Annotated in this window: 14 protein-coding genes and 3 rRNA genes; 12 read left to right on the forward strand and 5 right to left on the reverse strand. The window is 65.1% G+C overall.

What is annotated here, in order from left to right; translation table 11 throughout:
* Nucleotides 1–80: 80 nt before the first annotated feature.
* Nucleotides 81–1,469, forward strand: a complete 1,389-nt coding sequence (locus JJJ14_RS04040) for an NAD(P)-dependent malic enzyme (RefSeq protein ID WP_201444754.1) — start codon at nucleotides 81–83, stop codon at nucleotides 1,467–1,469.
* A 117-nt stretch (nucleotides 1,470–1,586) separates the two neighbouring features.
* Here JJJ14_RS04040 and JJJ14_RS04045 read toward each other — a convergent pair whose 3' ends face one another.
* Entirely contained in the window at nucleotides 1,587–2,144 is a 558-nt protein-coding gene (locus JJJ14_RS04045) for a hypothetical protein (RefSeq protein WP_010614761.1), read from the reverse strand.
* A gap of 653 nt (nucleotides 2,145–2,797) precedes the next feature.
* On the opposite strand from JJJ14_RS04045, the gene JJJ14_RS04050 reads away from it, so the two are divergent.
* The 4 genes from JJJ14_RS04050 (at nucleotide 2,798) to JJJ14_RS04065 (ending at nucleotide 9,825) form a co-directional block, all read left to right on the forward strand.
* A 16S ribosomal RNA gene (locus JJJ14_RS04050) occupies nucleotides 2,798–4,341 on the forward strand.
* 427 nt (nucleotides 4,342–4,768) lie between these two features.
* Nucleotides 4,769–7,946: ribosomal RNA gene (locus JJJ14_RS04055) — 23S ribosomal RNA — on the forward strand.
* A 200-nt stretch (nucleotides 7,947–8,146) separates the two neighbouring features.
* Nucleotides 8,147–8,263 (forward strand): 5S ribosomal RNA (rrf, locus tag JJJ14_RS04060).
* The 16S, 23S and 5S rRNA genes sit together here, the layout of an rRNA operon.
* A 176-nt stretch (nucleotides 8,264–8,439) precedes the next feature.
* Complete coding sequence (locus tag JJJ14_RS04065; RefSeq protein WP_201444755.1) at nucleotides 8,440–9,825, forward strand: threonine/serine ThrE exporter family protein; 1,386 nt, start codon at nucleotides 8,440–8,442, stop codon at nucleotides 9,823–9,825.
* A gap of 105 nt (nucleotides 9,826–9,930) precedes the next feature.
* On the opposite strand, the gene JJJ14_RS04070 is transcribed toward JJJ14_RS04065, so the two are convergent.
* The gene (locus JJJ14_RS04070) at nucleotides 9,931–11,697 is read right to left on the reverse strand and encodes an aspartate:alanine exchanger family transporter (protein WP_236592937.1); all 1,767 of its coding nucleotides are present in this window, start codon (nucleotides 11,695–11,697) and stop codon (nucleotides 9,931–9,933) included.
* 305 nt (nucleotides 11,698–12,002) lie between these two features.
* Here JJJ14_RS04070 and JJJ14_RS04075 point away from each other — a divergent pair, with 305 nt between their 5' ends.
* From JJJ14_RS04075 to ilvC, 3 genes are read left to right on the forward strand one after another with little or no spacing between them, the layout of a single operon-like run.
* Nucleotides 12,003–13,787: an acetolactate synthase large subunit gene (locus JJJ14_RS04075; RefSeq protein ID WP_101558478.1), complete on the forward strand. Its 1,785-nt coding sequence runs from the start codon at nucleotides 12,003–12,005 to the stop codon at nucleotides 13,785–13,787.
* 5 nt (nucleotides 13,788–13,792) lie between these two features.
* On the forward strand, nucleotides 13,793–14,305 hold the full coding sequence (ilvN, locus tag JJJ14_RS04080; RefSeq protein ID WP_003784785.1) for an acetolactate synthase small subunit: 513 nt from the start codon (nucleotides 13,793–13,795) through the stop codon (nucleotides 14,303–14,305).
* A 9-nt stretch (nucleotides 14,306–14,314) separates the two neighbouring features.
* A complete protein-coding gene (gene ilvC, locus JJJ14_RS04085) occupies nucleotides 14,315–15,346 on the forward strand; it encodes a ketol-acid reductoisomerase (protein WP_101558477.1) in 1,032 nt (343 codons plus the stop codon).
* Nucleotides 15,347–15,425: 79 nt separating this feature from the next.
* Here ilvC and JJJ14_RS04090 read toward each other — a convergent pair whose 3' ends face one another.
* Entirely contained in the window at nucleotides 15,426–16,685 is a 1,260-nt protein-coding gene (locus JJJ14_RS04090; protein WP_201444757.1) for an MFS transporter, read from the reverse strand.
* Complete coding sequence (locus JJJ14_RS04095) at nucleotides 16,682–17,302, reverse strand: TetR/AcrR family transcriptional regulator (RefSeq protein WP_075415218.1); 621 nt, start codon at nucleotides 17,300–17,302, stop codon at nucleotides 16,682–16,684. Before JJJ14_RS04095 ends, JJJ14_RS04090 begins: the two co-directional genes overlap by 4 nt.
* A 116-nt stretch (nucleotides 17,303–17,418) precedes the next feature.
* Between JJJ14_RS04095 and JJJ14_RS04100 the strand changes: the two genes are divergently transcribed.
* Nucleotides 17,419–18,486: a 3-isopropylmalate dehydrogenase gene (locus tag JJJ14_RS04100; RefSeq protein ID WP_009405925.1), complete on the forward strand. Its 1,068-nt coding sequence runs from the start codon at nucleotides 17,419–17,421 to the stop codon at nucleotides 18,484–18,486.
* A 67-nt stretch (nucleotides 18,487–18,553) separates the two neighbouring features.
* Nucleotides 18,554–19,213: a hypothetical protein gene (locus JJJ14_RS04105; RefSeq protein ID WP_201444758.1), complete on the forward strand. Its 660-nt coding sequence runs from the start codon at nucleotides 18,554–18,556 to the stop codon at nucleotides 19,211–19,213.
* Between the two features lie 34 nt (nucleotides 19,214–19,247).
* Here JJJ14_RS04105 and JJJ14_RS04110 read toward each other — a convergent pair whose 3' ends face one another.
* A complete protein-coding gene (locus JJJ14_RS04110) occupies nucleotides 19,248–20,075 on the reverse strand; it encodes a gametogenetin (protein ID WP_101558472.1) in 828 nt (275 codons plus the stop codon).
* An 86-nt stretch (nucleotides 20,076–20,161) separates the two neighbouring features.
* On the opposite strand from JJJ14_RS04110, the gene JJJ14_RS04115 reads away from it, so the two are divergent.
* Nucleotides 20,162–21,337, forward strand: coding sequence for a branched-chain amino acid aminotransferase (locus tag JJJ14_RS04115; protein WP_004565326.1), 1,176 nt, complete (start codon nucleotides 20,162–20,164; stop codon nucleotides 21,335–21,337).
* A 179-nt stretch (nucleotides 21,338–21,516) separates the two neighbouring features.
* Nucleotides 21,517–22,653: an LCP family protein gene (locus JJJ14_RS04120; protein ID WP_101558470.1), complete on the forward strand. Its 1,137-nt coding sequence runs from the start codon at nucleotides 21,517–21,519 to the stop codon at nucleotides 22,651–22,653.
* The last annotated feature ends 72 nt before the right edge of the window (nucleotides 22,654–22,725 follow it).

A 22,725-nucleotide genomic window follows, 5' to 3' on the forward strand; every position in this document is an offset into this window, starting at 1 on the left:
TCATCCGAGTGGCTGGCGGTCGGTGAGAGATAGGCTCGGAGTACTGACCTCAAGTCCCGCCCATCCCACGAGGAGTGCCCATGGTTCAGCCCAGTCCCAGTTACACCGTCGCCCTGTACCTCGAGGTGCCCGCCTCCCAGAAGGCGGTGGCCCGCCTGGTCGACACTGCCACTGCGACTGGTGCCATCGTCACCGGCGTCGACGTGGCCGATTCCGACGGCGACAAGCTCACCGTCAATCTCACGGCGGACACCCGGGACTCTAAGCACCGCAACGAGCTGGTTGCCAAGTTGGAGGAGATTGACGGCGTCGTCGTCCGCAACGTTGGCGACTCGACCTTCCTGACTCACGTCGGAGGCAAGATTGAGATCGCTAGCAAGTACCCGATTCACAATCGTCGTGACCTGGCCCGTGTCTACACCCCCGGAGTGGCCCGCGTCTGCAAGGCCATCTACGACCACCCTGAGCGCGCCCGGATGCTCACCATCAAGAAGAACACCGTCGCCGTCGTCACCGACGGGACCGCGGTCTTGGGGCTGGGGGACATCGGCCCGTCCGCCGCCATGCCCGTCATGGAGGGCAAGGCCGTTCTGTTCAAGCAGTTCGGCAACGTGGACGCCTGGCCGGTGGCCCTGGACACGAAGGACCCCGAGGAGATCATCTCCATCGTCAAGGCCATCGCCCCGGCCTACGGCGGCATCAACCTGGAGGACATCGCCGCCCCCAAGTGCTTCGACATCGAGGCCCGCCTGCGCGAGGAGCTCGACATCCCGGTCTTCCACGACGACCAGCACGGCACCGCCATCGTGACCCTGGCGGCCCTCATCAACGCTCTGAAGATCGTGGGCAAGAAGATCGAGGACGTGCGCATCGTCCTGTCCGGTGTCGGTGCGGCCGGCAGCGCCATCGCCAAGCTGCTCATGGCGCACGGCGCCACGGACATCGTCGGCTACGGGCGCACCGGAGCCTTGTCCGCGGCGAACACCGAGGGGATGAACGAGCACCGCAAGTGGCTGGCAGAGAACACCAACCCGCGTCAGGTGACCGGCTCCCTCAAGGAGGGCCTCAAGGGGGCCGACGTCTTCATCGGCGTCTCGTCGGGCAACCTGCTCGAGCCCGAGGACCTGGAGGTCATGAACGAGGGCGCCATCGTCTTCGCCATGGCTAACCCGATCCCGGAGGTCGACCCGATCCGCGCGGCCGACTACGCCGCCGTGGTGGCGACCGGACGCTCGGACTTCCCCAACCAGATCAACAATGTCCTGGCCTTCCCCGGGCTCTTCCGAGGTCTGCTGGACACCGGGATCACCGACATCTCCACCGAACTGCTGCGGGCCGCGTCGACCGGTATCGCCTCGGTGATCGCCGACGACGAGATCAGCCCCGTGTACATCATCCCCGGCGCCTTCGACACCCGGGTCGCCGACGCCGTGGCCAAGGCGGTCCGCAAGTTCGCTGAGACGGAGTGAGAAGCGTAGGTTCCAGGTGACGTAGCCAGGGGCGTGAGACACCTTCGGGTGTCTCACGCCCCTGGCCCTACGCAGCACGTGGCCTGAGGTCGCTCATCGGTCACGACGACGGAGACATCAACGCAGCCAGGAGTCCCCGACCAGACGAGACCACCAGGCGCCCAGCCCCAGGGTGTCGCCGGCCCGAGTCAGGGCGAACAGGATGGCAGACAGAGTCAGAACCCAGTGAAGATCGACCAGGGGGTTGGTCGCGGCGTTCTCGGTACCTCCGGTGCCGATGGGCCACAGGGCCAGATACAACGGCACCATGAGTGCTGAGGCCGCGAATGCGCTCACCTTGAGCCCAATGCCCAGAGTCAGGGCGACGCCCACCCCGAGCATCCCAGCCATGAACAGCCAGTCCCCGACCGGGTTGGCCAGCAGCTCAAATGCGCTCCCGAAGGGGCTGTGAACTGCCACGCCCTTGATGAAGCCCTGGGCGGGCTGACCTCCGTGGATCCAGGCCATCTGACGAGGGGTGGAGAATCCGAGGCCGAACGTCTTGTCCAGGAAGGTCCACAGGAAAATGAAGCCGACGACGATCCGTAGGACGGCCAGCACGATGCGAGCCGACGGGCTGGTCACGATGTCGGATCCGGAACGAGGGCGCTTGGCGCCACGAGTGGAAGCAGGCACGGGAGGTGCTCCTTGATGATCGCTGGTGTCCGATGCCGGACGCCAGTAGTTGAATCGTAAACTGACTGGCTGATTGTAGTCATACCGAACTGCTCGGTGGACACTGACGAATGGCGGGGTGTTGTTGATGCGCAGCGATGCGTTCAGCGAAGCGGTTGGAATGGCGCGGAAAAGTCGGTGTGTCCTGGATCATGGGCGATCGGTTTGACGTCTGTGGGGTGGACCTGCCTAAAGTACAGCCCGCTGCCGAGCGGCCCGGGCTTCCCCCGAGACCCTCCAGCAGCGAACTCGCTACGACAGAGCGTCGATCGGTGTGACCGGGAACAATACTTCTGAGGTTGACGTCGAACCGACAAATGTTCTAGAGTAGCGGAGTTGCTCGCCAGAGCGAAGTTGAGTCCAAAGGCTTGATTGAGTTCCGGCTGGGTGTGTTGTTTGAGAACTCGATAGTGTGTCATGTTTTTTATGCCATGGCCCTGGGGGCTGCGCGTGACTTTTGGTTGTGTGTGGTTTTTGGGGTTTTGTTTTGTTTTGGTTTGCCTGGCCCTGTGTTTGGGGTTGGGTTGGGCCTGGTCTGGTTTTCTGGACTGTTGTACTGACTGTGGGTTCTGGCTGGCTGTTTGTGGTTGGTTGGGGCCTGGTTTTGTTGGTTTTGTTTGGAGAGTTTGATCCTGGCTCAGGACGAACGCTGGCGGCGTGCTTAACACATGCAAGTCGAACGGTGAAGGGATCAGCTTGCTGGTTCTGGATGAGTGGCGAACGGGTGAGTAACACGTGAGTAACCTGCCCCCTTCTTCTGGATAACCGCATGAAAGTGTGGCTAATACGGGATATTCTGCGCCTGCTGCATGGTGGGTGTGGGAAAGATATTGTTTCGGTGGGGGATGGGCTCGCGGCCTATCAGCTTGTTGGTGGGGTGATGGCCTACCAAGGCGGTGACGGGTAGCCGGCCTGAGAGGGTGGACGGTCACACTGGGACTGAGACACGGCCCAGACTCCTACGGGAGGCAGCAGTGGGGAATATTGCACAATGGGCGCAAGCCTGATGCAGCGACGCCGCGTGAGGGATGGAGGCCTTCGGGTTGTAAACCTCTTTCGCCAGTGAAGCAGGCCTGTCCCTTTTGTGGGTGGGTTGACGGTAGCTGGATAAGAAGCGCCGGCTAACTACGTGCCAGCAGCCGCGGTAATACGTAGGGCGCGAGCGTTGTCCGGAATTATTGGGCGTAAAGAGCTCGTAGGCGGCTGGTCGCGTCTGTCGTGAAATCCTCTGGCTTAACTGGGGGCTTGCGGTGGGTACGGGCCGGCTTGAGTGCGGTAGGGGAGACTGGAACTCCTGGTGTAGCGGTGGAATGCGCAGATATCAGGAAGAACACCGGTGGCGAAGGCGGGTCTCTGGGCCGTTACTGACGCTGAGGAGCGAAAGCGTGGGGAGCGAACAGGATTAGATACCCTGGTAGTCCACGCCGTAAACGTTGGGCACTAGGTGTGGGGGGCCTTTTCCGGGTCTTCCGCGCCGTAGCTAACGCATTAAGTGCCCCGCCTGGGGAGTACGGCCGCAAGGCTAAAACTCAAAGGAATTGACGGGGGCCCGCACAAGCGGCGGAGCATGCGGATTAATTCGATGCAACGCGAAGAACCTTACCAAGGCTTGACATGTGCCGGTCGGCTCCGGAGACGGGGTTTCCTCCTTGTGGGGCCGGTTCACAGGTGGTGCATGGTTGTCGTCAGCTCGTGTCGTGAGATGTTGGGTTAAGTCCCGCAACGAGCGCAACCCTTGTCCCGTGTTGCCAGCACGTTGTGGTGGGGACTCGCGGGAGACTGCCGGGGTCAACTCGGAGGAAGGTGGGGATGACGTCAAATCATCATGCCCCTTATGTCTTGGGCTTCACGCATGCTACAATGGCCGGTACAGAGGGCTGCGATACCGTGAGGTGGAGCGAATCCCTTAAAGCCGGTCTCAGTTCGGATCGGTGTCTGCAACTCGACACCGTGAAGTTGGAGTCGCTAGTAATCGCAGATCAGCAACGCTGCGGTGAATACGTTCTCGGGCCTTGTACACACCGCCCGTCACGTCATGAAAGTCGGCAACACCCGAAGCCCGTGGCCCTACGGGGAGCGGTCGAAGGTGGGGCTGGTGATTGGGACGAAGTCGTAACAAGGTAGCCGTACCGGAAGGTGCGGCTGGATCACCTCCTTTCTAAGGATTGGTTATGCGGGGGTGGCTTCCTGGTCGTGTGTTGTCTGGATCGTTGAATGGGTCTGGGCCGGCTGGGGGCTTGCCCTTGTGGAAGGCTGGGCGGCCGACCGTGTCTCGTGGGTTTGTTCTCGCGGGGTGGTTGGCTGGCCTGGTGCTGGCATAGAAGACACGCCCGCTGTGGTGGGCTGCTGGGGCTGTTGTGGTCGTGGTGGTCTGCTGGTGGTGGGTGCCCCTGCGTGTGTGGGGGTGGCATGCTGTCGGGGTTCTGGGGCAGTGCGCCCTGGTTGCCTGACCTGTCTGGGGCTCCTGGTTGTTGGGGGTTGTGGGTGGGTGTGGGTGGGTTGGTTGTGAACTGTATAGTGGACGCGAGCATCTTACTGTAAGATTTCTGCGACAAAGTGTTTCTTGTTTTGTTCGTGTGTCTTTGTTGTTTGTTTTTTTGAGCGTTCGGTGGATGCCTTGGCATCAGGGGCCGATGAAGGACGTGGTGGCCTGCGATATTCCTCGGGGAGCCGGCTGGCGGGCTGTGATCCGAGGGTTTCCGAATGGGGGGACCCGGCACGAGTTATGTCGTGTCACCTGCATCTGAATTGTATAGGGTGTGGGGGGTGACGCGGGGAAGTGAAACATCTCAGTACCCGTAGGAGAAGATATTCCGTGAGTAGTGGCGAGCGAAAGCGGATGATGGTTAAACCGTGTGCGTGTGATACTCGGCAGGGGTTGCGTGTGCGGGGTTGTGGGGCTGTCCTGTTTCTCTTCTGCCGGAGAGGGGGCGCGTGTGCTGGCTGGTAGCTGAATCGTCTGGGAAGGCGTGGCGTAGTGGGTGATACCCCCGTAGGCGGAACTGGTTGGTGCGTGTCTGGGACAGTGTTGCCCGAGTAGCACGGGGCTCGTGGAATCCTGTGTGAATCTGCCAAGACCACTTGGCTGCCTGAATACCTCCTGATGACCGATAGTGGATAGTACCGTGAGGGAATGGTGAAAAGTACCCCGGGAGGGGAGTGAAATAGTACCTGAAACCGGGCGCTTACAAGCCGTCAGAGCCTTCCGCACCTTGTGTGGGGGTGGTGGCGTGCCTTTTGAAGAATGAGCCTGCGAGTCAGTGGCGTGTCGCGAGGTTAACCCGTGTGGGGTAGCCGTAGCGAGAGCGAGTCCGAATAGGGCGTTTGTAGTGGCGCGTTCTGGACCCGAAGCGGGGTGATCTACCCATGGCCAGGTTGAAGCACGTGTAAGAGCGTGTGGAGGACCGAACCCACCTAGGTTGAAAACTGGGGGGATGAGCTGTGGGTAGGGGTGAAAGGCCAATCAAACTCCGTGATAGCTGGTTCTCCCCGAAATGCATTTAGGTGCAGCGTCGCGTGTTGCCCGGCGGAGGTAGAGCTACTGGGTGGCTGATGGGCCCCACAGGGTTACTGACGTCAACCAAACTCCGAATGCCGTCGGGTTGTAGCGTGGCAGTGAGACCGCGGGGGATAAGCTCCGTGGTCGAGAGGGAAACAGCCCAGATCGCCGGCTAAGGCCCCTAAGCGTGTGCTAAGTGGGAAAGGATGTGCGGTCGCGCAGACAACCAGGAGGTTGGCTTAGAAGCAGCCATCCTTGAAAGAGTGCGTAATAGCTCACTGGTCAAGTGATCGTGCGCCGACAATGTAGCGGGGCTCAAGCACACCGCCGAAGCCGCGGACCCATGACGTGTTCCCTTCACTGTCCGGCTTGTCCGGGTGGTGGCAGGGGTTGTGGGTGGTAGGGGAGCGTCCTGCACCGGGGGAAGCCTGTGGGTGACTGCTGGTGGACGGTGCGGGAGTGAGAATGCAGGCATGAGTAGCGATACTAGGGTGAGAAGCCCTAGCGCCGAATGACCAAGGGTTCCAGGGCCAGGCTAGTCCGCCCTGGGTGAGTCGGGACCTAAGGCGAGGCCGACAGGCGTAGTCGATGGATGACGGGTTGATATTCCCGTACCGGCGAAGCACCGCCCATGCTGACGCGCGGGTGCTAACCCACGCCCAACCACCATAAAGGCCGCATGTGTCAGGTTCGCCTGACGGTGTGGTTGTGGTGGTGGGGTCTGGGGATCCTCCGTGCAGGTAGGCAAGCGTGTTAACAGGGGTGACGCACAGTGGTAGCCCGGCGGACCTGATGGCTTGGTCCGTTCAAGCGCGCAGCCCGTCTCCCAGGTAAATCCGGGGGACTGTCTTTGATGACGGGGGTGAGGCGTGATGGTGACCTTACACTGGTGGGGGATAACAGGGTGATCCTGGGGTGCCGAGAAAAGCCTCGACGCGATGGTGCAAGCCGCCCGTACCCTAAACCGACACAGGTGGTCGGGCAGAGTATGCCTAGGCGCACGAGTGAATCATGGTTAAGGAACTCGGCAAAATGCCCCCGTAACTTCGGGAGAAGGGGGGCCTGATCCCTGAAGCCCCATCGCGGGCTAGGGGGGAGGGTCGCAGAGGCCAGGGGGAAGCGACTGTTTACTAAAAACACAGGTCCGTGCGAAGCCGTAAGGCGATGTATACGGACTGACGCCTGCCCGGTGCTGGAAGGTTAAGAGGAACCATCAACCCCCTTGTGGGGTGAAGTGGTGAATTTAAGCCCCAGTAAACGGCGGTGGTAACTATAACCATCCTAAGGTAGCGAAATTCCTTGTCGGGTAAGTTCCGACCTGCACGAATGGCGTAACGACTTCCCCGCTGTCTCAACCATGAGCTCGGCGAAATTGCAGTACGAGTAAAGATGCTCGTTTCGCGCAGAAGGACGGAAAGACCCCGGGACCTTTACTACAGCTTGGTATTGGCGCCCGCTATAGCTTGTGCAGGATAGGTGGGAGACTGTGAAGCCGCCACGCCAGTGGTGGTGGAGTCGTCCTTGAAATACCACTCTGGTTATGGCGTGCGCCTGAACCTGGGCCCGTGATCCGGGTTAGGGACAGTGCCTGGTGGGTAGTTTAACTGGGGCGGTTGCCTCCTAAAGTGTAACGGAGGCGCTCAAAGGTTCCCTCAGCCTGGTCGGCAACCAGGTGTTGAGTGCAAGTGCACAAGGGAGCTTGACTGTGAGACCGACGGGTCGAGCAGGTACGAAAGTAGGAACTAGTGATCCGGCGATCCCGTGTGGGTGGGTCGTCGCTCAACGGATAAAAGGTACCCCGGGGATAACAGGCTGATCCTGCCCAAGAGTCCATATCGACGGCATGGTTTGGCACCTCGATGTCGGCTCGTCGCATCCTGGGGCTGGAGCAGGTCCCAAGGGTTGGGCTGTTCGCCCATTAAAGCGGTACGCGAGCTGGGTTTAGAACGTCGTGAGACAGTTCGGTCCCTATCCTCTGCGCGCGCAGGAGACTTGAGAAGGCCTGTCCCTAGTACGAGAGGACCGGGACGGACGAACCTCTGGTGTGCCAGTTGTCCCGCCCGGGGCACGGCTGGTTGGCTACGTTCGGGAAGGGTAACCGCTGAAAGCATCTAAGCGGGAAACCATCTTCAAGATAAGGTCTCCACAGAACACCTTTGGTGTTCTGGTAGGCCCCCAGCAGACTACTGGGTTGATAGGCCAGAAGTGGAAGACCGGCAACGGTCTGTGAGCTGACTGGTACTAATAGGCCGACACAAACAACAACACCCCCCAATCACACGCGCCCAGCGTGCCTGGGAGTACCGGTGGGGGGTGAGTGATACGGTAAACGCGAGCGTCCACTATACGGTCCACACCCAACCCAACCACCAACCACACACGCACGCGCAAGCGCGTGTGCGGGTTGAGAGGCGAGCCGACAACAGAATCAAGGAACACACTGACGCACTGCCCATGTAGTCGTCTCGGTGGTCACAGCGACAGGGAAACGCCCGGACCCATCCCGAACCCGGAAGCTAAGCCTGACAGCGCCGATGGTACTGCACCCGCCAGGGTGCGGGAGAGTAGGACACCACCGAGCACACACCACACAACTGGCCCGGAACCGCCACGAGCGGCTCCGGGCCAGTCACTTATGCTCTCGCACCAACAAGACACGCAACACCACCCCACAACACCCCGCACTCCAGTATCTGAAACCGAGAGATACCCGGACCGAACTGACAGCGGGATGCGAAACGGTGCACCATTGTCTCTGTGACTCATAGCGACCTCCCTGCCACTCCATCGGACAACGGCCACGAACCGAGTCTCGATGCCGATCGGCTCATGCAACAGTCCGACGTCGTGCTGCACCTGGGACGGCTCATGCTCGCTGCCGGTGCCGGCTCCTACCGCATCAAGTCCTCCATGGCCAGAGCCGCTTCGGCTGTTGGGCTCGACCGCCACGAGGCGACCGTGACGATGACCGAGATCGTCACCTCCTCCTACGTCGGCAACCGTTTCCGTACCGAGGCCTGCGAAGTGCGTCGGGTCGGCGTCAACGTCGGTCGCTTAGAGGCACTGCGCCGTATCGTCCACGACCTGCGAGCCCACGAAACCGTCGAGCACCTCGAGGCCAAGCTTCAACAGGTCGAGAAGATGCATGCGCGCTACAACGCCTTCACCAACGCGGCAGCCTCGGGCGTGGCCTGTGCCGGATTCTGCTTCCTCAACAAGGGCGGTTGGGTGGAGTGCTTGACAGTCCTCGTCGCGGCATTCCTCGGACAGTTCGTTCGCCGGCAGATGCTGGAGCGCCACTATCAGCACTTCTTCACCTGGCTCGTCTGCGGAGTTGCGGCCTCCGGCACCTACATGGGCATCGTGACAGTCCTGAACGCCACTGGCGCGGTGGCGGGAAACCACCAGGGCGGCATCATCTCGGCGATCCTCTTCCTCATTCCTGGTTTCCCCATGGTCACCGCCATGCTCGACCTGTTCCGACAGGACTTCTCCTCGGCCCTGTCACGCAGCGCCTACGTGCTCATGGTCATGGCTGCGGCCGGCGTCGCCGTGTGGACCGTGACCTTCATCTTCCGCTGGGATGTTGCCGCGGCCAGCGGCAGCACGCTCGACGGTCCTCTCCTCTACGTTCTGCGCTGTTTCTGCTCCTTCATCGCCGCCTACGGATTCGCCATGCTGTTCAACGCAGGCGTGAAGGCCAGCATGCTGGCTGCAGTGGTCGGGGCTTTGGCTAATACCGGCAGACTGCTTCTCATTGACGTCTTCCACGTGCCATGGCAGCTCGCAGTGGGCCTGGCCGCGGTCACGATCGGCCTGCTCGCCCAGCTCTTCGTCTCCCGCGCCTCCCTGTCCCGGGTGGCTCTGTCCGTTCCCGCCGTCGTCATCATGATCCCCGGAGTCCCCTTCTACCGAGCCATCTCCGCGCTCAACACGCTCTCCGTGGACAAGCTCGGCGTCGACGTCGGCGAGGCGGCCACGAACCTGGCTGAGGTCTTCTTCGTCATCACCGCCATCGGTGTGGGGCTGGCTTTGGCGCGCATCATCACCGACCACAACTGGCGTCACGACGTCGCCACCTCCGGGCACATCACGCTGCCCCGCACACACGTTGAGGCGGTGGAGCAGCCGCTGGAGGACTGACCCTCGGCCTGTGCTCGCCTGAGACGGACGATGGTGGCCCGCCGCTGACATACAGCGACGGGCCACCATCGATGATGCGAGACCGGCGAGCCTGCGGTGCGCGGGTCACAGCCCGCCGAGGACCTGCGCAATGAAGATCTTGACGATCATCGCCACGGGGTAGACCATCGCGTACCCCAGCGCCACCCGCGGGTCGGCGCCGGTGCGCTCGTTGGCGAAGGCCAGAATCGCGGGCTGGGTCTGTGCACCACCGATGAGGCCGGACAGGCGAGTGCCACCCATCTTGACGATCCAGCGCATGGAGGCGTAGATCCCCAGTCCGACGATGGTGGTGACGACGAAACCGGTGACGAAGATCCTCCACCAGTCACCACCGGTGAAGGCGTGCGCGATCTCCCCACCGGCCTTCGTGCCCGCCTGGGCCAGGAAGACCAGGAGCCCGAACTCCGAGAGCACCGCCGTGGCAGTGAAGGGCATGGCGGTCACGAACCTCCCCATACGGCCGATGCGCCCGAAGATGAGGCCGACCAGGAGCGTCCCGGCAGCCGATCCGATGGAGAAGGTCGCTCCGGTGGGGGTGAGGAACTTCCACTCACCGATGAAGATGCCCAGTGCCATCCCCAGGCCCAGCGCCACCGGGTTGATAGAGGACAGGCCGCGCGAGGAGTCGCCGAAGTACGTGGAAATATCCTTCATGCGCCCGGTCGGGCCGACGACGCGCACCCGGTCTCCCTGCTGAAGCACCAGGTCCGGGGTGCCCACCATGTCGACGTCGCCGCGGCGTACCCGCGAGATCGTTGCCCCGAAACGGCTGTCGATATCCAGCTCACCGATGGTACGGCCGGCCAGCTTCGGGTCCGAGACCGTGATCCGGCGGAAGTCGAGATACTTGCGGTCCTCAATGAGTGAGTGCGAGGAGCCGTGGCCCACCGCTTTGATCGCCTGGTTGACGGCGTCCTGGGTGCCGACGACGGTGATGAGGTCGTCCTTGTACAGCCGGTCGTCATTCTTCGGCCGGGTGATCGGCCCCTTCTCACCCCGGCGCAGACGAGAGAACCGCAGCTGTCCCGAGATGGTCTCGACGATGTTGCCCAGGAGCGGGCCGTCCTCGCGCTCCACCCGGATGGTGCGGTTGATGAGAGGGGAGGGAGTGTCCTTGTCGCTGCGCCGGTAGCGCAGCGCCAGCAGACAGAAGAACAGCATGCCGATGACACCGTAGAGGTAGGTGACGGCATAGGCGACGGTGGCGTCACCCGGTCCGCCCTTGTCTCCGGCCATGGCGGCGGCGTTACCGGCTGCGGCCAGGGCGGGCGTGTTCGTGACGGCACCGGCGAAGGCTCCCGCGATCATCGCCGCCTTGAGCCCGAGGAGACGTCCCACGCCCACGGCTGCCAGGGCCGCCACGCCCAGAATGCCCAGGAGGAGCGCCAGCGGTCCACCGGCGGTTCGGATGACGTGGAAGAAGTTCGGCCCTGACTGGATGCCGATGGCGAAGGTGAAGATCGCCAGCCCCAGGGTTCCCAGCTCCTTGGGAACCTCAATGGGGGTGGCGGCTGCCGTTCCCCAGGCCGCCAGCGCAATGCCGCAGAACAGCACCGCTGCTGCTCCGAGGCTGACTCCCTTGATCTTGACGTGCCCGAGCAACATCCCGGTGCCGACCAGGACGAACAGCACGAGCACCACGTTCCCGGCCAGATGGTGGAGGATGTTGGCGTGAGCCACCTTCCAGATCAACAGGGCGGTACTGCCGATCAGGAGAGCCGCTGCCGGGACGCGTATGCTCCCGCGCCTGGCGCGCCAGAGCAGCATTCCGGAGCCAACCATGAGCAGGACGATGACAACCGGGTTGTCCAACAGATAGTCCAGGACCATAGCCACGTCGCTAGTTCCGCCTTCCGAATCGCTGCTGAGAGTGATGCAGCGGTTGTTTTGTCAGGAGTAACAGCAGCATTGTGTCATCTCCGCAGGCGATGATGACCTACTAAGGTCCGTGATTCACCGGGGGAGCGGATCGGGCCTCGCGCGTGGGGATCCTCCATGCCGCCGACATGCCACCGGGTCCGTGATTCCACGATGTGAGATCGCCGCCGTCTCATTATGACTCTGCGCAGAGACTGATCTAACGTTCATTACCCGGCAGGTCGCCGGACGGTAGGCACGGAGAAGGAGAGCGAGCGATGACACGCGAAGACGCTCCCGCACGTCAGGACCACCAGGTCATGACAGGCGCCCAGGCTCTGGTGCGCGCGCTGGAGGAGCTAGGCGTCACAGACATCTTCGGGATGCCGGGCGGCGCCATCCTGCCCTTCTACGACCCCCTGCTCGCCTCGACGAAGATCCGTCACGTCCTGGTGCGCCACGAGCAGGGTGCTGGTCATGCCGCCGAGGGATACGCCATGGTCACCGGTCGCCCCGGGGTGTGCGTCGCCACCTCCGGCCCTGGAGCCACCAACCTCATCACCCCCATCGGTGACGCCCACATGGACTCCGTGCCCATGCTGGCCATCACCGGGCAGGTCGGAAGCCGCGGAATCGGGACGGACGCCTTCCAGGAGGCCGACATCGTCGGGGCCACGATGCCCTTCGTCAAGCACTCCTTCCTCATCACCCGTGCCGAGGACATCGTCCCGTGCGTGGCTGAGGCCTTCCACATCGCCTCCACCGGACGCCCCGGTCCGGTCCTCATCGACATCTCTAAGGATGCCCAGGAGGGGCTCACCGAGTTCGTGTGGCCCCCGGCCCGGGACCTGCCCGGCTACCGCCTGCCGGGTAAGCCCAACCAACGGCGCCTGGCTCAGGCCGCCGAGGTGATCTCCGCGGCCGAGCGACCCGTCCTCTACCTGGGCGGTGGCCTGAACCGGGCGCAGGTTCCCACCGAGGACCTCACCGAGCTCATCGAGCTCATCGGAGCGCCCTTCGTCACCACTCTGACCGCCCTGGACGTCATGCCCAGTGAGCACCCGCTTAACCTGGGGATGCCCGGCATGCACGGTACCGTGGCTGCCGTCGGGGCGTTGCAGCGGGCCGACGTCGTCGTCTGTCTGGGAGCCCGCTTCGATGACCGGGTCACTGGCAAGCCGGACACCTTCGCCACCAAGGCCTCGGTGATCCACGTCGACGTCGACCCCGCCGAGATCTCCAAGATCCGCACCGCCGACGTCCCGATCGTCGGGGACCTGGCCGACGTCGTTCCCGCGCTGAGCGCTGAGTTCCGCGACCACGTCGCCGCTGAGGGGCGGGTGGACATCGCCCCGTGGCGCCGTGAGATCGAGCGCATCCAGGCCACCTACCCCACGGGCTGGACCGACACCGACGACGGACTGCTTCAGCCCCAGGAGGTCATCACCCATCTTGATCGGGCGGCCTCCGAGGACACCATCTGGGTCACAGGCGTGGGACAGCACCAGATGTGGGCGGCGCACTACCTCACCTTCCGCCGTCCGCACACCTGGCTCAACTCGGCCGGCGCTGGCACCATGGGCTACGGCCTGCCCGCCGCCATGGGTGCCAAGGAGGCCTGCCCCGACCGGCCAGTGTGGCTCATCGACGGGGACGGATGCTTCCAGATGACCAACCAGGAGCTGGCCACCTGCACCCTCAACAACATCCCCATCAAGGTCGCCATCATCAACAACTCCTCGCTGGGGATGGTGCGGCAGTGGCAGACGCTGTTCTACGGGCAGCGCTACTCCAACACCGACCTGCATACCGGGGCCGGAACGAAGCGGATTCCCGACTTCGTCAAGATGGCCGAGGCCTACGGGGCCGTTGGGCTGCGGTGTGAGCGCCTGGAGGACCTGGACGACGTCATCGCCCAGGCCAATGCCATCAACGACCGCCCCGTCGTCGTCGACTTCATCGTCTCCGCGGACGCCCAGGTGTGGCCCATGGTCGCGGCCGGGGTGTCCAACGACGAGATCCAGCACGCCCGCGGCATGAGCCCGGTGTGGGAAGAGGAGTGAGCGCCGTGAGCGAGAAGCACACGCTGTCCGTCCTGGTGGAGAACAAGCCCGGCGTCCTGACCCGGGTCTCGGCGCTGTTCACGCGCCGGGGCTTCAACATCCACTCCCTGGCCGTGGGGCCCACCGAGCACGAGGACATCTCGCGCATCACGGTGATCGCCGACGCCGAGGGGCTGGCCATGGAGCAGGTCACCAAGCAGCTCAACAAGCTGGTCAACGTCCTCAAGATCGTCGAGCTCGACCCCGACACCTCGGTCGAGCGCGAGCTCTACCTCATCAAGGTGCACGCCGATGACGCCAATCGCACGGCGGTGCTCCAGGTCGTCGACCTGTTCCGGGCCCACGTCGTGGACGTCGCCCCCACGTCGGTGGTCATTGAGACCATCGGCTCAGAATCCAAGGTCAAGGCTCTACTGACGGCTCTCCAGCCGTACGGTGTCAAAGAGATTGTCCAGTCCGGTGCCGTGGCGATCACGCGCGGCCCACGATCCATCACCGATCAACTCAAGGAGAAGTGAGAAGCAATCATGGCAGCTGAGAAGTTCTACGACGACGACGCCGACCTGTCCGTCATCCAGTCCAAGAAGGTCGCCGTCATCGGCTACGGTTCCCAGGGGCACGCTCACGCTCTGAACCTGCGCGACTCCGGTGTGGAGGTCGTTGTCGGCCTGCGTGAGGGCTCCTCCTCTGTGGCTAAGGCCGAGGAGGCGGGCCTGCCCGTCAAGCCGATCGCCGAGGCCGTGGCCTGGGCCGACGTCGTCACCGTCCTGGCCCCCGACCAGGTGCAGGCCACCCTCTACCGCGAGGAGATCGAGCCGAACATCAAGGCCGGCTCCGCCCTCCTGTTCTCCCACGGCTTCAACATCCACTTCGGCTACATCAAGCCGTCCGCGGACATTGACGTCGTCATGGTGGCCCCCAAGGGGCCCGGCCACACCGTGCGCCGCGAGTTCGAGTCCGGTCGAGGCGTGCCCGTGCTCGTCTGCGTGGAGCAGGACGCCTCCGGCACCGCCTGGGACCTCGTCCTGTCCTACGCCAAGGCCATCGGCGGTACCCGCGCCGGCGCCATCAAGACCACCTTCCGCGAGGAGACCGAGACCGACCTCTTCGGCGAGCAGTCGGTCCTGTGCGGCGGCGTCTCCAAGCTCATCCAGTACGGCTTCGAGACCCTGGTCGAGGCCGGCTACCAGCCCGAGATGGCCTACTTCGAGGTCTGCCACGAGATGAAGCTCATCGTGGACCTCATCAACGAGGGCGGCATCTCCAAGCAGCGCTGGTCCTGCTCCGACACCGCTGAGTACGGCGACTACGTCTCCGGCCCGCGCGTCATCACCCCCGAGGTCAAGGAGCACATGAAGGAGGTCCTGTCCGACATCCAGGACGGCACCTTCGCCAAGCGCTTCATGGACGACCAGGCCGCCGGCGCTCCGGAGTTCAAGAAGCTCCGGGCCGAGGGTGAGGCGCACCCCATCGAGGCCACCGGCCGCGAGGTGCGTTCCATGTTCGCCTGGCGCGCCGACGTCGACAAGGACTACACGGAGGGCTCCGTGGCCCGCTGAGGACTTGTGATCCGTTGACAACGGGCGGTGCCCCGATGGCCTGACGTCATCGGGGCACCGCCCACGTCGTGCGACGCCACTACTGGGGTGAGGCGAGCTGGCGTCGCTGGAGGCGAACGGTGAGAGCCACCAGGGCCATGACCGCGCCCATGAGGCCCACGAGCAGGGCGGCGCCGCGTCCCGGGCCGATGCCGACGACGGCTCCCACGCTGGTGGACAGCGACCGTCCGGGCTCCAGCAGGGGCTGGAGCACATGGTCCACCAGGACTCCGGAGCACAGGTAGGCCACCAGGTAACCCGTCTGGGTGACCAGGCTGATCGTGCCCCAGGTGCGTGCCTGCCGAGTGTTGTCGACCTGCGTGCGCACCAGGACCTCCGCACCCGCCTGGGACAGGGGCAGGCAGGCGAAGGTGAGGAAGCCGCAGGCGGCCACCCACCAGGCGCCCGGCCCCAGGGGGACCAGCGCCATGGCGGCGCCGGTCCCGGCCAGCCCTGCGGCAAGCAGCGTCGTGGGCTGGGCGCTCTTCCAGGCCGTGACCAGGGCCGCGCCCACGAGCATGCCGGTGGCGGCCACCGTCTCGACCACCCCCATCTCGGCGGTGCTCACGGTGGGCAGGAGAATCGGCTTGATGAGAACCTGGATGACTCCGATGGCGAGGGTCGCCAGCGTCATGAGGACCACGAGGGCGCGCAGACCGGGGGAGGCGGTGATGGTCCTCCAACCCGCCATGACGTCGCGGTCGTCACCGGGCTGGGACGCTGCACGTTGCGAGGCGCCGGCTGCCAGAGCCCGGCGCACTGTCATGGTGCACGCCACGGTGACCAGGCAGGTGCTGGCGTCCAGCAGCACGAGACCCCGGGGGCCGACAAGAGGCATGAGGAACCCCGCCGCGGCCGGCGCCAGCAGGTACTTGGCAGCGGAGGCGAGCTGGAGCAGACCGGAGGAGCGCACGTAGTCCTCCTCGGTCACCAGGTCGGTGACGCTGGCCCGCAGCGCCGGCTCGGTCAGGGCCGCCAGGCAGGAGGAGGTGACGGCTCCTGCGCAGATCCAGCCCAAGGAGGGCCGGGGCGAGGACAGGGCCGACAGGATGACGCCCAGCCCGAGAATCGAGCCGGCGTCACCGATCATCATCATCAGGCGGCGGTCGTAGCGGTCTGCGAGGACCCCGGCCAGGGGTGCCAGAAGAACAATGGGGGCGAAGGCGCTCATCTGGACGGCTGCCACTGAAGATGCCGTTCCGTAGGTGCGCAGAATGACGACGGCCAGGCCGAAGGCGCTCAGGCCCGTTCCCAGCGAGTTGATGAGGGAACCCAGGACCAGCAGTCCGACGTGCTTCATGGCTCCGCCTTCGTCAGGAAGCCGAGGCTGCCGGGCGCGGCACCCAGGAGGGTCTCACTGGCCCAGATGAGGGTCTCTTGGCGGCGGGCGAGCTCAGCGGGGCTGGGCTTCATGATGTCCTGGTCCAGGAGGATGCCCGAGGCGCTCAGCAGCAGCTCGATGACGTCATGGGGACGCTCGGTGGTGAAGGTCCCCTCGGCCACCCCCTGGGTGATGACCTCGGCCAGGACCGGGGTGAGGTGCTCGATCATCGCCGTGATGGACAGCAGGTGGAACTCCGCGTTGCCCGGCGCGTGGAACTGGTCGACGAGCTCGGTCTCGGTGTCCACCAGCCTCATCGCGCTCATGATCGCTGCGAGCTTGTCGGCCGCCGGGGCCGATGAGGCGGCGATCTCGCGGGCCTGCTGCTCGACCTGGTGGACGATGCGCAGTACCAGGGCCTTGAGGATCTGCTCCTTGCTGGGGAAGTGGTAGTAGAGCGTCCCCTTGGCGATGCCCACGATCCTCAGGATGTCCTCCATGGTCGTGGGTTGAAAGCCCTTGGTGGTGAACAGGGTGTGGGCGGCGTCGAGAATCTCCTCGCGACGTTGCGCGGTGGGGCGGTGGATGCGCGGCATGGCTCCTCCTTGGTGTGTCGGAAACAGACTAACCGACCGACGGTCGAGACGCGAGTGCGCACATCCGTCATGCGGACTCTTTGTCTCGCATCCTGATCCTGCCCTAAGGTGGCCCCATGACGCAGACCATCAAGCTGGCAGTAATCCCGGGTGACGGCATCGGTAAGGAGGTCGTCCCCGAAGGGCTCAAGGTCCTCGAGCGAGCGCTGGAGGGAACCGGGGTCACGGTCCGTCCCACCACCTTCGACCTGGGGGCCGAGCGCTGGCACCGCACCGGCCAGACCCTCACCGACGAGGATCTCGAGGCCATCAAGACCCATGACGCCATTCTGCTGGGAGCTGTCGGCGATCCCTCCGTCCCCTCCGGTGTGCTCGAGCGCGGTCTGCTCCTGCGTCTGCGCTTCGCCCTGGACCACTACGTCAACCTGCGTCCCTCGGTGTACTACCCGGGCGTGCCGACGCCGTTGGCCGATCCCGGCGACATCGACTTCGTCGTGGTGCGCGAGGGCACCGAGGGCCTCTACTGCGGTAACGGCGGCGTCGTGCGCCAGGGCACGGCGCACGAGATCGCCACCGAGGTCAGCGTCAACACGGCCTACGGGGTGGAGCGCCTGGTCCGCTACGCCTTCGCCAAGGCCCAGGCCAGGGCGGCCAAGCACCTCACCCTCGTCCACAAGCACAACGTGCTCGTCCACGCCGGCGACCTGTGGCGGCGCACCGTGGAGGCCGTCGGCACCGAGTACCCCGAGGTCACCGTCGACTACTGCCACGTGGACGCCGCCACCATCTACATGGTGACCGACCCCGGCCGCTTCGACGTCATCGTCACCGACAACCTTTTCGGCGACATCCTCACCGACGAGGCCGGCGCCGTGACCGGCGGCATCGGACTGTCGGCCTCGGGCAATATCAATCCCGAGAGGGCCTTCCCCTCCATGTTCGAGCCCGTCCACGGCTCGGCCCCGGACATCGCCGGTCAGGGCAAGGCGGACCCGACTGCCACGATCAGTGCGGTGGCCCTCATGCTCGACCACCTCGGGCTGCCCGAGGTCGCGGCGAAGGTCGAGGCCGGAGTCACTGCGGACATGGCCACTCGGCGCGGCGGCGCCCAGCGCTCCACCAGCCAGATCGGTGACGCCATCGCCGAGGCGGTGACGGCCGGGGCCGATACGTCATCGCTTTGAGACCCTATGGCCCTCTTCGTGTCCGCAGCGTGATCGCAGTGCGCGAGCGGGCCGTTACATTCCGAGTATGTCGCTACTCGGTCCCCGACGTCGGACAGCCGTTTGCCTCCTGCTCGCCGGCCTCACCGGCCTGTGCGGCTGCGACGTCCTGACCGACGCCCCACTGACCGACTCCGAGATGTCCGCCTTCCTGGCTGAGGCGGATTCGCACGCCACCCGATCGCGGGGACGGGCCTTCCAAGCGACCGCGGTGGCGGCAGCGGATCAACGCTCCGCCATCACGGAGGCCCTGTCGCTCTCCCGGGTCCGGAGCGATGCCGCCGCGGAGGCCGCGACGCTGGCCACCAGGGTCGGAGCTGTGGCGAGCGACCTGAGTCAGGCCGAGTCCACCGGCCTCGAGGTCGCGAGGTCGGCGCTCGACCAGGCGATGCAGGGCGAGGACGTCGAGGCGATCACGACGGCGCTCACGAACCTCCGTCACGCCGTGGCTGCGGCCGAGTCCGCGGTCTCGGCCCGGCGCTCCTCAGCCGGGCAGGACCAGGTGGCTGCGCCCGGGGAGGAGAGCCCGCCAGGAGGTCCTGGCAGGGGAGGGGACGGCGAGTCCGCAGGGGCGGACCGGCCGGGGGAGGGGGAGCCCGAGTCTCCCGCTCAGGTCGGCGCCCCGTCCGATAGCGAGCCATCGGGCCCCCAGGACTCCGCTGAACCGGCCCAGGGGCCGCCTTCGTGAGGGGAGCAGTCTCAGGGGCCGTGATGAGACGGGGTCATCCGGTGGTGGAGGCAGCCGGCGTCTCAGACCCGGGTGCCGCCTTCGTGGGCCAGCGGGACTGACCTGACAGGCCGTTCACGGCGACGCCGCGAAGGACGGCGTCCCACGCCGCCTCGTCGAAGACCCCCTGCTGACAGACCTGGGTCACTGACACGGCTGCGCCGTCGGCCGACCACACCCGCACGAAGGCCCTCCCCGCGACCCGGGAACCACGGAGGCTGGCGCTGAAGGCGGTGGCGATACCGGCATAGGGTGCGGAGCGGTTCGTCGCCGTGAGCTCCTCTCGACCGGTTTGCCGGTAGTCCGGGTAGGTCCCCGCCAAGGAGGCGGACCAGTGCTCGGACAGGGCGCGGTCATCGCCGCCGGAGACGAGCAGCGCCGCTGCGCTGGTCACCTCGGCGCTCACCTGGCATCCGGAGGAGGTCGAGGCGTAGGAGCGCGACCAGGATGCCTCCGGGGTTGACGCCGTCGCGGGCCCGGTAGGGGTGGTGCTCCCGTGCAGGGCGCTCGTGGCGGTCGGGGACGCGGTGGAGGCGGTGTAGCCGGGAAGGTCCGGGAAGCTGACCGTGAGCGCGGCTGCCGCCGTGGCCTGGGCGGTCGGCAGCGCGGTGGGCATCACCATCCGGGACGGAGCCGTCGAGGACTGCGAAGCCGTAGAAGGGGAGTCGGGCCCCGACACCGACCCGGCGAGCTGATCCAGGTCCACCTGTGCGCATCCGCTCACCCCGGTCAGGAGGACTGTGCCGGCCACCGCCGCCCGGGCGAACCGGGCTCGTGCACCCATTCGGCGAGTACTGACCGAGGGACGACGAACGGAAGTCATGGCCGGAACCTAGCTCTGAGCCCGCCCGCCTGCCAGCATATGGGAAGGTCGTGTCCGAGTTGTGGCCTCGGCGGTAGGGTGGACCTATGCCCGAGACAGACGCCACCTCAACCGACTTCGCATCCACCTCCTTGGCCCGCGCCGCCGAGGTCCCCGTCCCGCAGGCCGATGCGCTCGCCGGTCGATTCCCCCTGACCGCCAACCCCTCACCCCTCGCCGAGGACGAACGGGCAGCGGTCCTGAGGAGTCTCCACTTCGGTAACGCCTTCACCGACCACATGGCTCACGCCCGCTGGAGGCAGGGCGAGGGATGGGGCGACTACGGCGTCATTCCCTACGGCAGCCTCAGCCTGTCCCCGGCCGCCGCTGTGCTCCACTACGGCCAGGAGGTCTTCGAGGGCATCAAGGCCTACCGGCACGAGGACGGATCGGTGTGGACCTTCCGCCCCCGCTACAACGCGGCGCGCCTCAACGCCTCCGCCCGGCGCATGGCTCTGCCCGAGCTGGCGGAGGAGGACTTCGTGGCCTCCCTGGTGGATCTGGTGCGCGCCGACGCCGCCTGGGTGCCCTCAGGTGAGGGCGAGTCCCTCTACCTGCGCCCCTTCGCCTTCGCCTCCGAGGCCTTCCTGGGCGTGCGCCCCGCCGCTGTGGTGGACTACTACGTCATCGCCTCTCCCGCCGGCTCCTACTTCCCTCACGGCCTGGAGCCCGTCTCCATCTGGGTGACCACCGAGTACCACCGCGCCGGACGCGGAGGGACCGGGGCGGCCAAGACCGGAGGCAACTACGCCTCCTCCCTGCTTCCCCAGCAGGAGGCCTACGCGCAGGGCTGCGACCAGGTCTGCTTCCTCGACGACGTCTCGCAGAAGAACATCGAGGAGCTCGGCGGCATGAACCTCATGGTCGTCGACGCCGACGGGACCGTGCGCACACCGCGCCTGACCGGGACGATCCTCGAGGGCTGCACCCGCAGCGCCATCATCCGCCTGCTGCGCGACTCCGGGCGGAATGTCGTGGAGGAGACCATCAGCCTTCAGGGACTGCTCGCAGACATCGAGTCGGGCCGGGTCAGTGAGGTCTTCGCCTGTGGAACCGCCGCCGTCGTCGTGCCTCTGGGGCATCTCAAGGGCGAGGGCTTCGACGCCCGCATCGAGGGCAGTGAGGTCACCCGGCAGATTCACGACCGGCTCACCGCCATTCAGACCGGCCGCGCCGAGGATCCCTACGGGTGGATGTATCAGCTCGTGCCTCCTCGTTCATAAAACCACCGACGATATTCCTTCTGAACGTCCAGAAAGATATTGTTTATGTGACATGAAATGGTGACAATGAGATTGCGTCGGTCTCAGTTGCATCTCATTTCCTGAGCGTTTTGCCCGGAATTCCTAAAACAAGGGGATTCCGGGCAAAACGCTCGAGAAATATGTGGTGCCATTGGCCCATGACTCAGTCCCTCCTACCAGAACCCGAAAGCAGTCCGATTGAAAAGGGCGATGCTGAAGCCGCCTCGTCAGGGGCCGACACGACCTCTGCGCGCAGTGCAGGCAGCGCCCTGCGCCGTCCCGGACGAGGATGGAGGATCGCCCTTCTCAGTGTCTTGGCGATCTTCCTGGTTCTGACCCTGGCCACAGGAGGCCTGGCCCTGTGGGTGCGACACTCCATCGCCTCCGGCATCGAGTTCATCGCCGATCCCTTCGCGGGAATTCCCGCACGGGCCCCGCAGCAGAAGGTGGCCGCGGGCGAGGAACCGGCTGTCAACATCCTGGTCCTGGGGACCGACTCGCGCACCTCCGCCTCCGACCCCTCCCAGTGGAAGGAGGGGGCCCAGCGTACGGACGCGATCATGATCGTTCAGGTCAGCGGAGACCGGAAGACGGTCTCAGTCATGTCGATCCCCCGTGACTCATGGGTGGAGATCCCCGGTCACGGCCAGGGGAAGATCAACGCCGCCTACTCCTACGGGGGGCCCTCGCTGACGATCCACACCGTGGAGAACCTCACCGGCATCCACATCGACCACTTCGCGGTGGCGAACTTCGAGTCCTTCGTCGCCCTGACCGACGAGATCGGTGGGGTGCGCATCAACCTCAAGACGCCTCAGACACTCGCCGGCAAGGAACTCGGCGCAGGGGCCCAGGTACTCGACGGGCAGCAGGCCCTGGCCTACACCCGCGAGCGCTCCTCCCTGCCCAACGGGGACTTCGACCGCGTCAAGCGCCAGCAGACCTGGATGCGCTCCATCGTGAGCAGGGTCCTGACCAACGGCACCCTGAGCAGTCCCACGGCTCTGTACTCCTTCCTCAAGACCGCCTCGCGGACAGTCGCCGTGGACGAGTCCTTCACGCTCAACCAGATGCAGTCCCTGGCCCTGGAGACGCGCCACCTCCACAGCAACGACATCAGGTTCATGACCGTGCCGACCGCCGGTACGGGAACCTCCACGGACGGGCAGTCCATCGTCACGCTCGACGCCGACGCGGACACCCCCTTGTTCAAGGCCTTCGCCGAGGACCGGGTGAGCGCCTACCTCACCGAGCACCCCGACGCCGTTGAGCTGCTCCCCGCCACGGTGAACTAGAGGTACGGACACGTGGCTCACGGAGCAGCGTCCCCGGGGAGCTCCCCGGGGACGCGAACGAATGCATGGAGA

The organism is Actinomyces sp. HMT 175, from assembly GCF_016694895.1.
GTDB lineage: Bacteria > Actinomycetota > Actinomycetes > Actinomycetales > Actinomycetaceae > Actinomyces > Actinomyces oris.

Coding starts and splice junctions, on each gene's coding strand:
- ilvC (WP_101558477.1), top strand. CDS start 14,315: ATGGCAGCTGAGAAGTTCTACGACGACGACGCCGACCTGTCCGTCATC.
- JJJ14_RS04040 (WP_201444754.1), top strand. CDS start 81: ATGGTTCAGCCCAGTCCCAGTTACACCGTCGCCCTGTACCTCGAGGTG.
- JJJ14_RS04110 (WP_101558472.1), bottom strand. CDS start 20,075: ATGACTTCCGTTCGTCGTCCCTCGGTCAGTACTCGCCGAATGGGTGCA.
- JJJ14_RS04120 (WP_101558470.1), top strand. CDS start 21,517: ATGACTCAGTCCCTCCTACCAGAACCCGAAAGCAGTCCGATTGAAAAG.
- JJJ14_RS04115 (WP_004565326.1), top strand. CDS start 20,162: ATGCCCGAGACAGACGCCACCTCAACCGACTTCGCATCCACCTCCTTG.
- JJJ14_RS04070 (WP_236592937.1), bottom strand. CDS start 11,697: ATGGTCCTGGACTATCTGTTGGACAACCCGGTTGTCATCGTCCTGCTC.
- JJJ14_RS04075 (WP_101558478.1), top strand. CDS start 12,003: ATGACACGCGAAGACGCTCCCGCACGTCAGGACCACCAGGTCATGACA.
- JJJ14_RS04100 (WP_009405925.1), top strand. CDS start 17,419: ATGACGCAGACCATCAAGCTGGCAGTAATCCCGGGTGACGGCATCGGT.
- JJJ14_RS04090 (WP_201444757.1), bottom strand. CDS start 16,685: ATGAAGCACGTCGGACTGCTGGTCCTGGGTTCCCTCATCAACTCGCTG.
- JJJ14_RS04095 (WP_075415218.1), bottom strand. CDS start 17,302: ATGCCGCGCATCCACCGCCCCACCGCGCAACGTCGCGAGGAGATTCTC.
- JJJ14_RS04105 (WP_201444758.1), top strand. CDS start 18,554: ATGTCGCTACTCGGTCCCCGACGTCGGACAGCCGTTTGCCTCCTGCTC.